This window comes from Streptomyces sp. NPDC002209, from assembly GCF_042890265.1.
Lineage (GTDB): Bacteria > Actinomycetota > Actinomycetes > Streptomycetales > Streptomycetaceae > Streptomyces.
Genome location: NZ_JBIARX010000003.1, coordinates 83,599 through 94,775, shown reverse-complemented (window position 1 = coordinate 94,775; position 11,177 = coordinate 83,599). Strand labels below are relative to the sequence as shown.

Below are 11,177 nucleotides of genomic sequence, written 5' to 3'. Positions count from 1 at the left end.
GGGGCGGCCGCGCGGGGGTCCCCGGTCAGACGGCCACGCGGTCCACGGCGGGGAGGAACTGGTCGTAGAAGCGGGTCTTGAGGTCGAGGGCGCGCTCCTCCAGCTCCCTGAAGCAGTCGGTCGACTCCTCCTGGGCGAGGAGTTCGGTCACCCGCGCGGCCAGGCGGTCGGAATGGGAGCCCGACAGCAGGGAGACCGTCGCCAGGGAGTGCGTCTTCGCGTCGTGGACGTGGTGCGGGTGGTAGAAGCGGGAGCGGTTCCTGCCGTCGTCGGTCAGCAGGGGGGCCATCCGCTCCCACAGCCGGCCGTACTCGACGGAGACCAGCACCTCGCCCCAGAACCGCAGGACCGTCAGCAGCCGCAGGTCGGCGTTCGCGTGGCCGCCCGCGTCGGCGATCAGCTCCAGGGTGTCCTCGATGGCCCGCCGCGTCCCGGCCGTGGGCCGCGAGGCCACCAGGGCGGAGCGGGAGATCCCCAGCCGGCTCATGTCCTGCGTCATGTCCTCCCGGTGCGAGGGCGTCCGGCCGTCGCCGTCCGGATACTCCTCGCGCAGGATGACCCGGGCGATCCGCAGCCCCGCCTCGTCGCGCAGCAGGTCGATCGCGAGGTCGTAGGAGGGGGTGAAGGCGAGCGAGACGAAGCGCCGCTGGAGCAGGAGCTCGGCGAAGTCCTCGTCCGGGAGCCCGGCGACGTTCGCCAGGACCGGATGTTCCTTGAACCGCTCGATGAGAGCGTCCTCGAACCGGTCCAGATCGTGCAGATCGTGCATGGCCGTACCTTTCCGTGGATCACAGGCTGATGCTTGCCACCGACGCGCGCCAGTCGAGGAGGTCTACGTCCTTGCCGATGCTCCACAGCGTGCGCAGCTCCTGCTGGACCTCTTCGCCCATGACGGTGTCGCCGCCGTCGATCTCGATCTGAGTGGAATCGATGGCGAGCTGGCCGTGCAGGAACGAGCTGACCAGCAAGTGCTGGTCGACCTTGAACACGGCGATGGAGGGCAGGGAGTTGTAGAGCCGCACCTTCAGGCGCGCCCGGCTCTCGGCGGGGATGTCCCCGTTCAGCTCGGCGAGTCCCGCGAGGCAGGATTCGACGCTGGCCCTCACGTTGACCGCGAGCGCGGGGTCCCGCACGGCCCGCAGGGCCTCGTCGCGCAGTCCCGCCACCGGCGACGAGGGGTGCAGCAGCAGGATGCGCACGCTGACCTGCTGATCGACGAGCGCCTTGCGCAGGGCGGCCTTGAGGTGGTGCAGGTTGGGGATCCAGGTCTGCAGGATCACCAGCTCCTCCGCGGCGCGCTCGAGGAACCCGGTGAACACGTCTTCGGGGAAGCGGCTGTGCACCCCGACCACGCCGCCGTAGTGCTGCCGCTTGAGGCGCTGGGCGATGGCGTCGATGTCCAGTTTGGACAGGTGTGCCTCGACGTTCGCCGTCAGGGTCGTGATCTGCGTGCCGACGCTGGTCTCCAGGGCCGTGAACTTGGTCTCGACGCCGCTCTCCAGGGCGGTGAACTTCGCCCCGACGCCGCTCTCCAGGGCGGTGACCGTCCGCGTCACGTCGGGGCCCAGGTCGTCCACCTTCTGCTGAACGGTGTCGAGTTTCTTCAGGCGGTCGAGCTCCAGCAGGAGGAACACCGTGACCGTGCTCAGGATGAGCAGTGTCACCTTCGGGAGGGCGCCTCCCGGAGCCAGTGCGTCGAGCCAGCCGAAGAGATCCGCCAGCAGGACCACCACGCCCGACGTGGCCATCAACGCCAGCGCAGCCCGCTCCACCCAGTGGCGGAATTCGCCGCCGATACCAGCCAAAGTCCTCAACCCCCGTCGGCTGTCGCAGCGTTGACCGTACACCCGTGATACTCGGGCCAGGGCGGCTTCGCGGCCAACATGTCAGATGAGGCTGTGCCGGACCGCGCAGGCCACGGCGTGGGCGCGGTTGCGGGCCTGGAGGCGGGACATGAGTTCGTAGATCACGTTCTTGATCGTGTGCTCCGAGCAGGACAGGGTGCGGGCGATCACCGCGTTGCCGTGGCCCTCCGCCATCAGCGTGAGCACCGCGGTCTGGCGGGCCGTGAGCCGGGGGGCGTCCGGCGGGGCCGCGGACCGGGGCCCCGGTGCGGTCGCGACGGCGGCTCCGGCGGCGGCGGTGCCGGAGCCGGCGCCGATGGCCGTGCCGGCGGTCGTGGCCGCACCGAGCAGGCGCACCAGGGCCGGGTAGGGCATCCGGCCGTCCCCGGCCTGGCGCAGCAGGCTCAGCCGGTCCGGCGCCGCGGGGACCCGTGCGGGCGCGCTCTCGCGCGTGAGTTCGGCGACGGCGCTCACAGCAGGCCCACCCGGAGGGCGTAGGCGACCGCGTGCGCGCGGTTGCGCAGCCGGAACCGCTGGGTGATGTCGTGGACGACGCTCGTCACGGTGCGCGGCGAGTAGCACAGCTGCTTGGCTATCTCGTTCGTCTCGTGGCCGTCGGCGACCAGGCGGAGCACGCTGCGCTCCCGGTCGCTCAGGCCCGCCGCCGCCCACGGGTCCGTACCCCCGTCGGACCCGCTGCCCGGCCGCCCGCCGGCGCCGGAACGCTCCAGCAGCCGGTCCAGCAGATCCGGCGGCAGCGTGCAGTCGCCGCGGGAGGCGGCCAGTACGGCGCGCGAGAGCCGGCTGACGTCCGCCTCGCGGCGGCGCAGCAGCCCGCGGGCGCCGGCCGCTATGGCGTGCAGGGCGCCGTCGGGCGCCAACTCGCCCGCCACCAGCACCACATCGGGGCGGGCCGGGGCGTCGCGGACGGTGCGCAGGACGTCGAGCTCCGGCCGGCCGACCTGGTCCACGGTCATGACCACGACCCGCGGTGCGCCGCCCGGCGCCGTCAGGCACACCTCAGGGCAGGCGAACAGGGTGCTCTTGGTTCCGGCTTCCAGCACGGGGTCGAATGCGACGACGTCGACAGGGACGGGTACTCCCACCAGGTCCTCCGATGATCATCCGCCGGCCGGGGTAGCCGGACGGGCGGAAGGGGCACTGGACACAGGCTGCGGGGCACCGGCCGGTGGGGCATCGGGCCCCGGCCCCCACATTTCGTGAACGTGCCCCTCCGCAGGCACGGACCCCGTGCAGGCAGCCCCCGATGCGGCCCGCGACCTGCCGGAACCGGTACGCCGCAGCCCCGGCCGGCGGCCGCCGCACCACCCCGTACGCAGAGCCCGCGGGGGCCATGGGGGCGGTTCCGCGGAATATGGGGGATCGGCCCCCATGTGCGCGGCGCCGCGCTCTGCGAGTTTTCTCCTGTGACTGACACCGCCACCACCCCCGAAGAAACCCAGGTCGGCGGCCTGGCCCCCTCCTGGTGGGCCCGGGCCCTGAACCTGCGGGAGCGGCTCGCCGCCCCGGGTACCCCGGTACCCGCACCGGCCGACGCCCCCCGGAGCCGACCGGCTTCGTGGTCCCTGGGGGACACGGAGGGCTTCGCGGCCCGGCTGGCGAGCCTGGGAGCCGGCGAGGACGTGGCGTACGCCCTCGCGGCGGAGGCTCCCGGCCGGCTGGCCGCCCGTACGGCCAAGCCGCAGTGGGCGCGGTACATCGAGCAGACGGTGGCCGGGGCCCCCGCACAGGCGGGCCCGCCGGTCCCCGCGGCGGCGGACGCGGACGGCGCCGCGGTGTTCCTGCCCGCGCTGCGCCCCCTGGTCGCTGCCGCCTGGGCGCAGGCGGCAGCAGGCCTCGACCTCGCCGGGGGCGAACTCGAAGCCGTGCGGGCCGCGTTCGAGGAGCGCCTCGGCGACCGGCTGATCCGGCAGTCCGCCCGCACCCTGGTCCGGGAACTCCACCGGGCCCGTACGGAGGGCCTGCTGGCGGGGGAGACCCCGCGGGAGCGGTTCGCGGCCTTCCTGGCCCGGCTGGGCACCCGGCAGGGCCTCGCCGAACTGTTCACCCGCTACCCGGTGCTGGCCCGGATGCTGGGCCAGACCTGCAGCCTCGCGGCCGCGGCCACGGTGGAGTTGCTGGATCGTTTCACCGCAGACCGGGCGGCGATCGTCGAAGGGCTGCTGCACGGCCGCGACCCCGGCGCCCTCGTACGGGTGGACCTCGGCCGGGGCGACGTCCACCAGGGCAACCGGTCCGTGGCCCTGCTGGGCTTCGCCGACGGGGCGACCGTCGTGTACAAGCCCCGGCCGCTGGACCAGCACGCCCTGCTGGACCAGGCGGTGGGCTGGGCCAACGGCAAGGTGCCGGGCCTGGGCCTGCGGACCCCGCGCTCGGTGCGCGGCGACGGGTACGGCTGGCTGGAGTTCATCGAGCACGGCTGGTGCACCTCGCCCACCGAACTGGACCGGTTCTACCGGCGCCAGGGCGCGCTGCTCGCCCTCCTCTACGCGGTCGACGGCGTGGACATGCACTACGAGAACGTCATCGCCTGCGGTGACCAGCCGGTGCTGGTGGACGCCGAGACCCTGCTCCACTCCGGTCTGCCGGCGGCCGTGACCTGCGGGTCCGACCCGGCGGCGGACGCCCTGGCCTCCTCGGTGTACCGCACCTGCCTGCTGCCGAGCCTGCTGATCGGCGAGAACGGCGCCATGGACATCTCGGCGCTGGGCGGCGGGGACGGCGGCTCCTACCCCAGCGACGGGCTGCGCTGGGAGGCCGCCGGGACGGACACCATGCGGCTGCTGCGCGGCCCGGTGGCGAGCGCGGCCGGCCAGAACCGGCCGGCGCCGCAGGGCCGGGCGGCTGGCCACGCCGACCACCGGGCGGCGCTGCTGGAGGGGTTCCGGGCCGGGTACGACGCGATCGCCGAGCACCGGGCCGAACTCCTGGGCGGCGCCGAAGCCGAAGCCGACGCCGACGGCCGGCCGGGCCCGGCCGGTGACGGCGGTCTGCTGGCCCGCTGGGCCACCAGCCCCGGGCGCCTGATCGCCCGCTCGACCCGCCTCTACACGACCCTGCTGGACGAGTCCACGCACCCCGACGTGCTGCGCGACGCCCTGACCCGCGACGCGGTGCTCGCCGTGCTCTGGGCGGAGTCCGAGCACGACCCGGCCCGCCAGCGGCTGATCGAGGACGAGATCGCCGACCTGTGGTGCGGGGACGTGCCGCTCTTCTTCCACCACCCCGCCGGCACCGCGCTGCGCACCTCCCGGGGCACCCGCCTCGACGGGGTGCTGGCGGCCCCGAGCCTGCGCTCCGCCCGAGACAAGATCGCCGCGATGGGGGAGGTGGACCGCCACGACCAGGAGTGGATCATCTCGGCGACGCTCGCCGTCACCGGGGCCAACCTCAGCGTCGGCGGCCCCCGTTCGACCCTCGCCGGCCCAGCCGCGCCGGCCGTCGTACCCGAGCCGTCCCGGCTGCTGGCCGCGGCCTGCGGGATCGCGGACGAGATCGCGGCCCGGGCGGTGCACGGCGGCGGGCGGGTCAACTGGCTCGGCCTGGAGCAGGTGGCCGGCGAACACTGGGCCGTCCTGCCGATGGGCGGCGGGCTCGCCCAGGGCTACTGCGGGGTGGCGCTGTTCCTGGCCCAGCTCGGCTCCCTGACCGGCGCCGAACGGTACACCGCGCTGGCCCGGCAGGCCGTACGGCCGCTGCCCGCACTGCTCGCGACGCTGGCCGCGGACCCCGGGCTGGGCGCCGCGGTGGGACCCGGCGCGCTGCACGGACTCGGCGGCATCGTCTACACCGTGGCCCGGCTGGCCCCGCTGCTCGGCGAGGGCCCGGCCGACTGCCTGCCCGACGCCCTCGCCGCCCTGGAACGCGCCGCCGAGGCCGACGCCGAGGAGGGTGCCGAGGGGCCGGCCGATCTGGCCGACGGCCTCGCCGGAGCCCTGGCCGCCGCCGTCGCCGCGCAGCGCACGTACGGGGCCGAGGCGGGAGCGGTGGCCCGGCGGCTCGCCGGCCGGCTGCTGGTCCGGGCCGAGAAGCGGCTCGCCGAACAGCGCCCGGCGGCCCCCGGCTTCGCCCACGGCGACGCCGGAATCGGCTGGGCCCTGCTGCGCCACGCCGCCGCCTCGCAGGAGGCGGGGCAGCCGGATGCCGCGTGCGCCCGCACCGGTGCCGCGCTGCTGCGCCCGGCGCTGGACGAAGCCCTGCGCCGCCCCGCCGACCTCGGCTGGCACACGGGCCTCGCGGGCACCGCCCTGGCCGCCGCCGACGCACTCGCCGCCGACGTACCCGTGGCAGAACTCGACCGCTGCGCCGCCCTGCTGGGCGCGCCCTTCGAGTCCCCCGACCTCAGCCTGCACCGCGGGGCCCTCGGCTCCCTGGAGCTGCTCGGCGTCCTCGCCGGGCAGGGCCACGAGGGGGCCCGGGCCGCACTCGGCCACCGCGCCGCGGAGGTCCTCGGCCGGCTCGAGGACCACGGCCACCGCTGCGGCACCCCCGACCACGTACCCTCCCCCGGTTTCCTCACCGGGCTCTCCGGGATCGGATACGCCCTGCTCAGGCTGGGCTTCCCGGAGGCCGTCCCGTCCGTCCTGCTGCTCCAACCCGACCGGCACCTGCGCACCGCAGCACGTCAGCACTGAGCACCACTCCCAGTCAGGCCATGAGAAAGGTACTCACCACCATGCAGAAGCCCCAGGTCAACGCCCAGTCCGTCACCGCCGCCGACGAGGCCGCCGCCGACGCCGCGGCCGAGGCGCGGATCGAGGACCCGGCCGGCGGGATCACCCTGTCGGGTCGGAACAAGGCGTGCGCCCGGGCCCGTGCTCTGGCCGGTGTCGTGCTCACCAGCGGCATCGTGATCACCCTGAGCTCGATCGACACCAGCGTCTCGGCCCCGAACGTCACCTGGTAGCCCGTCTCCCGTCACCTGGCGGTCCGTGTCCGATCTTCTCCGGATCTCTCCCGGATCTCCACTCCGCCTTTGTTCGGAACGGCCAACTTTCGTCGCACAATCCGCCGTTCGCATGAACTAGATTGCGGACATGCGTTCCCGTTCGCGGTACATCGTCGGTCGTGACTCGCAACTGCGGGAGATCAAGCAGGCACTGACCGACGCGGGCGAAGGGCGCGGCGGGGTCGTCTTCCTCGTCGGCGAGGCCGGAATCGGAAAGTCCCGGCTCGCCGCCGAAGCCGTGGGCATGGCCTTCGGCGCGGGCATGCGGGCCCTGCGGGGCCGGAGCAGCACCACCGGCCCCACCGTCCCTTTCCGGCCACTCACCGAAGCGCTGATGTCGCTGTTCCGCAGCGGCGAGCCCTTGGACGACCTGCCGCTGGGCCCCTACCGGCCCGCGCTCGGCAGGATCATCCCGGACTGGAGCAGCGACGCCCAGAACAACAGCTCCATGGTCGTCCTCGGCGAGGCCGTACTGCGGCTGCTCATCGCCACCGGCAAGGAGCACGGCCAGCTCCTGCTGCTGGAGGACCTGCACGACGCCGACCCCGAGACGCTCGCGGTCGTCGAGTACCTGGTGGACAACCTGGAGTACACCAACGTGGTGCTCCTGGCCACGATCCGTACGGAGCCCTGCGACGCGCTCGACATGGCCGACTCGGCCCGCCGGCGCGGCGTGGGGACCGTACTGGAACTCGCCCCGCTCACCCGCCCCGAGGTCCGCGCGGTCATCGCCGCCCAGCTGGACACCGAACCCGGGCTGGTGCCGCAGGCGGCCCTGGACCGGCTCTGGGACGACAGCGCCGGCAGCCCCTTCCTCGTCGAGGAACTGCTCCAGGGCATGATCGGCAGCGGCGCCCTCGTCCGCTTCGAGGACGGCTGGCGGGTGGTCGGCGACCTGCGCAGCGACGTGTCCACCGCCCTCGCCCGCGGGATCCTGCGCCGCATCGACCGGCTCGGCCCGCAGGGGCTGACCCTGCTGTCCGCGGCCGCCGTGATCGGCCGCCGCTTCCCGCTGACCGTGCTCCAGCGGATGACCGGCATCGACGACCGCGGACTGCTCAGCCACCTGCACGCCGGCGTCGCGGCCCAGCTCGTCGTCCCCGACGAACCCGCCCCGGACTGGTACGCGTTCCGCCACTCGCTCACCGCCGAGGCCCTGCTCACCCAGCTCACACCGGGCAACCGGGCCACGATGTCCGGCCGCGCCGCGGACGCGGTGCAGGCGCTCTACCCGGACCTCGAGGGCGACTGGTGCCCCCTCGTCGCCGAGCTGCGCTCCCAGGCGGGCGACGAGGCCGAGGCCGGCCGCCTGTTCACCGACGCCGGCCTGCGCGCCCTCGCGGCCGGCGCGATCGGCTCCGCGATCACCCTGCTCAGCCGCGCCGAACGGCTGCTCGCCGCCAGCCAGGACCCCGCCGGGCGCACCGACGCCCTCGAGGCCCTGCTCCCCGCGCTCGCCGAAGCCGGCGACTTCGCCCGGGCCTTCGGCTTCGCGGAGAACCTGCACACCCTCGGCGGCAGCGGCCTGAGCACCTCCCGGCTCGCCGCACTGCACACCCGGCTCGCCAAGGTGGCCCACACCGCGGGCCGCTGGGAGGACGGCAACAGACAGATAGCCCAGGCCAGATCCCTCCTGGGCCCCCGGCCCGACGAGCGCTGCACCGCCTCGATCGATGTGACCGCCGCCTATCTCGCCCTCGACACCCCCGGCCCGGACCGCACCCAACTGGCCGAGAAACTCGCCCACTCCGCGCTCCAGGCGGCCCAGCGCCACGGTCTGGCGACCGTCGCCTGCCAGTCCCTGGAACTCCTCGCCACCCTGGCCCGCGAACGGGACTTCGACGAGGCCACCGCCCTGCTGGAATCGGCCCTGCAGACCGCCGAACAGCACCAGCTCCCGCTCCAGCGCATGTACGCGCTCACCCGGATCGGCGGGAACTACTGGCTCACCGAGGGCGCCACCGCCCCGCTGCTGGCGGCCCGCAGCGAGGCCCAGCGGCTCGGCTCGGCCACCATCGTCTACACCATCGACGGCATCATGATCCTCGACGCCGTCCTGCGGGCCGAGTTCACCACCGCGCAGCAGTCCGCCGAGGAGTGCCTCGTCGTCGTACAGCGCCTCCGGCTGGCCCCGGCCACCCGTTACGTCCTGATGGCCCGGGCGGCGATGGCGGCGCACCGGGGCGACCGGCCCGCGATGGAGAGCGCCCTCGCCGCGTTCGCCGACTGCGACGGGGCCGGCTCCCAGGAGGAGCCGCTGACCCGCGGCCTCGCCCGGGCCTTCTGCGCGCTGACGGAGGAGGACCGGCCCGGCGCCGTCCGCGAACTGCGCGCCGTCGCCGACCTCGAGGACACCAACCCCAGTACGTACTACCTCAGCGGGCGGTACGGCATCGGACTGCTCCTGGACGTGCTGTCGGGGGAGGCCGACCGCGCCGCGTACGAGGAGATCGCCGCCACCGCACCCGGGCGGATGCGCTGGAACCGGCAGTTCGTCCTGTTCGCCGGCGCCGTCCTGCTGGGCCGCGAACGCCGCCCCGAGGAGGCCGCGGCCGCCGCGGCCGAGGCCCTGCGCGCCGCAGCCCCGTACCCGACCGCGCTCCACCTGGGCCTGCGGCTGATCGCCGAAGCCGCGTACGAGGACGGCTGGGGCGAGCCGGTGGCCTGGCTGCGCCGCGTCGAGGAGCACTTCCACCAGGGCGAGGTGGCCGCGGTCGCGGGCGCCTGCCGCGCGGCCCTGCGCCGGATGGGCGCCCCGGTCCAGCAGCGCCGCACGGGGTCGAGCACGATCCCGGACGTCCTGCGCTCCCAGGGCGTCACGGTCCGCGAGTACGAGGTCTTCCGGCTCCTCGCGGAGCGCCTGGGCAACAAGGACATCGCCGACCGCCTCTACATCTCCCCGCGCACGGTCGAGAAGCACATCGCCGCCCTCGGCACCAAGACGGGCCGCACCAACCGCGCCGCCCTGTGCGAACTCTCGGCGTCCCTCGCCTCCTCGGCGCCCTGACGCACCGGCCTCCGCGCCGCCCCCGGGTCGGGACCGCGCGGCGGCCGGTGCCCGGTCAGCGCATCTCGCGGACGGTCCGCGAGCCGAGGATCCCGATCCCCGTCACCGCCAGGACCGCCGCGGAGAGGGCGAACATCGGGCCGGTGCCCGACTGGGCCATGGCTCCGCAGAGGATCAGGGAGAGCGGGGCCACCGCGTAGCCGATGACCATGTCCACCGAGATCACCCGGCTCAGCACCGAGCCGTCGATGGTGCGCTGGATCCAGCTGAGGCCGAAGACCCCCTGGAAGCCCATCCCGAAGCCCATCGCCAGGACCGTGGCGAGGGCACCCGCCGTACTGCCGATCAGGCCGAGCAGGCCCGTGCCGATCGCGAGCCATCCCGCGAGCGCGGCGATCAGCAGGCCGATCCGGGGGCGGCCGCTCACGGCGCCGCCGGCGAGGGTCCCCAGCATCGCCCCGCCGGCCAGCGCGCCGTTGAGCAGGCCGAGGGTGGCCGAGCCGCCGTGCAGGTCGACCTTGGCCAGGGTGGCGAAGCCGACGGTGAACGGGCCGGCCTGGCAGAAGGTCACCGCCGCGTCGACGGCCAGGATCGTACGGATCCGCGGATCGTCGAAGGCGTACCGCAGCCCGGCGCGGATCCGGGCGCCCAGCGAGAGCCCGGCCGCCGGCGCCGCCGCGTCCCCGGCCGGCGCGTCCTGCCCGGGGCGGGGCAGCGGGCGGATCCGCGCGACGCACAGGCCGCAGAGGGCGAAGCACACCCCGTCGACGAGGAAGGCGACCGGAGCATTGGAGAAGGCCACGACCATGCCGCCGACGGCCGGGCCCAGCACGGCCGACACCTTGGCGGCGACCGCGAGCAGGGCGTTGGCCGGGGCGAGCTGCTCCTTGTCCACCACCGACGGCAGGATCGACGCCCGGGCGGGCTGGAAGAACGCGTCGACCGCTCCGAAGGCCGCGGCGGCGCAGCACAGCATCCACACCGTCAGGGATCCGGCCAGGCCGGCCAGGCCCACGCCGGCCATCAGGCCGGCCCTGGCCCAGCTGGAGAGCGCCATCAGTGTCCGGGAGGACCACTTGTCGCTGAGGGAGCCGCCGACCAGCGTGAGCAGGGCCCGCGGCACCGCCTGGAAGGCGAGGACGTAGCCGAGGGCCAGGGTGGACTGCGTGAGCCCGAGCGTGCTCCAGGAGAAGGCGATGTAGCTGAACCCGTCGCCGAGCAGGGACAGGGACTGCCCCAGCCACAACAGGCGGAACGACGGCAGCCGGGCGGGGGCGCTCAGCCGGGACCGCGCGCCCACCAGGGTGGAAGCCATGAACAAGATCCCCTTCGTAGAGCCGTCGGGCCGCCCCGGCCG

The 11,177-nt window shown here is 74.6% G+C and carries 8 protein-coding genes; 3 read left to right on the top strand and 5 right to left on the bottom strand.

The window, feature by feature from the left end; genetic code table 11:
• Positions 1-25 precede the first annotated feature (25 nt).
• From ACFYXK_RS08025 to ACFYXK_RS08010, 4 genes are all read right to left on the bottom strand, one after another.
• Positions 26-769 carry a hypothetical protein gene (locus ACFYXK_RS08025; RefSeq protein WP_389410320.1) on the bottom strand — a complete coding sequence of 248 codons (744 nt, stop codon included), beginning with the start codon at positions 767-769 and terminating at the stop codon, positions 26-28.
• Positions 770-788: 19 nt separating this feature from the next.
• Entirely contained in the window at positions 789-1,805 is a 1,017-nt protein-coding gene (locus ACFYXK_RS08020) for a hypothetical protein (RefSeq protein ID WP_389410319.1), read from the bottom strand.
• An 81-nt stretch (positions 1,806-1,886) separates the two neighbouring features.
• Positions 1,887-2,318 carry a response regulator transcription factor gene (locus ACFYXK_RS08015; RefSeq protein WP_389410318.1) on the bottom strand — a complete coding sequence of 144 codons (432 nt, stop codon included), beginning with the start codon at positions 2,316-2,318 and terminating at the stop codon, positions 1,887-1,889.
• On the bottom strand, positions 2,315-2,950 hold the full coding sequence (locus ACFYXK_RS08010; RefSeq protein ID WP_389410317.1) for a LuxR C-terminal-related transcriptional regulator: 636 nt from the start codon (positions 2,948-2,950) through the stop codon (positions 2,315-2,317). Before ACFYXK_RS08010 ends, ACFYXK_RS08015 begins: the two co-directional genes overlap by 4 nt.
• Before the next feature lie 321 nt (positions 2,951-3,271).
• On the opposite strand from ACFYXK_RS08010, the gene ACFYXK_RS08005 reads away from it, so the two are divergent.
• From ACFYXK_RS08005 to ACFYXK_RS07995, 3 genes are all read left to right on the top strand, one after another.
• Positions 3,272-6,499, top strand: coding sequence for a type 2 lanthipeptide synthetase LanM family protein (locus ACFYXK_RS08005; RefSeq protein WP_389410316.1), 3,228 nt, complete (start codon positions 3,272-3,274; stop codon positions 6,497-6,499).
• 20 nt (positions 6,500-6,519) lie between these two features.
• Positions 6,520-6,771 (top strand): hypothetical protein, encoded by a 252-nt coding sequence (locus tag ACFYXK_RS08000; RefSeq protein ID WP_389410315.1) that lies wholly within the window; start codon positions 6,520-6,522, stop codon positions 6,769-6,771.
• Positions 6,772-6,901: 130 nt separating this feature from the next.
• On the top strand, positions 6,902-9,820 hold the full coding sequence (locus ACFYXK_RS07995) for a helix-turn-helix transcriptional regulator (RefSeq protein ID WP_389410314.1): 2,919 nt from the start codon (positions 6,902-6,904) through the stop codon (positions 9,818-9,820).
• Positions 9,821-9,875: 55 nt separating this feature from the next.
• Here the strand turns inward: ACFYXK_RS07995 and ACFYXK_RS07990 are convergent, their stop codons facing one another.
• Complete coding sequence (locus ACFYXK_RS07990) at positions 9,876-11,135, bottom strand: MFS transporter (RefSeq protein ID WP_389410313.1); 1,260 nt, start codon at positions 11,133-11,135, stop codon at positions 9,876-9,878.
• Between the last annotated feature and the right edge of the window lie 42 nt (positions 11,136-11,177).

Coding starts and splice junctions, on each gene's coding strand:
- ACFYXK_RS08025 (WP_389410320.1), bottom strand. CDS start 769: ATGCACGATCTGCACGATCTGGACCGGTTCGAGGACGCTCTCATCGAG.
- ACFYXK_RS07995 (WP_389410314.1), top strand. CDS start 6,902: ATGCGTTCCCGTTCGCGGTACATCGTCGGTCGTGACTCGCAACTGCGG.
- ACFYXK_RS08000 (WP_389410315.1), top strand. CDS start 6,520: ATGAGAAAGGTACTCACCACCATGCAGAAGCCCCAGGTCAACGCCCAG.
- ACFYXK_RS07990 (WP_389410313.1), bottom strand. CDS start 11,135: ATGGCTTCCACCCTGGTGGGCGCGCGGTCCCGGCTGAGCGCCCCCGCC.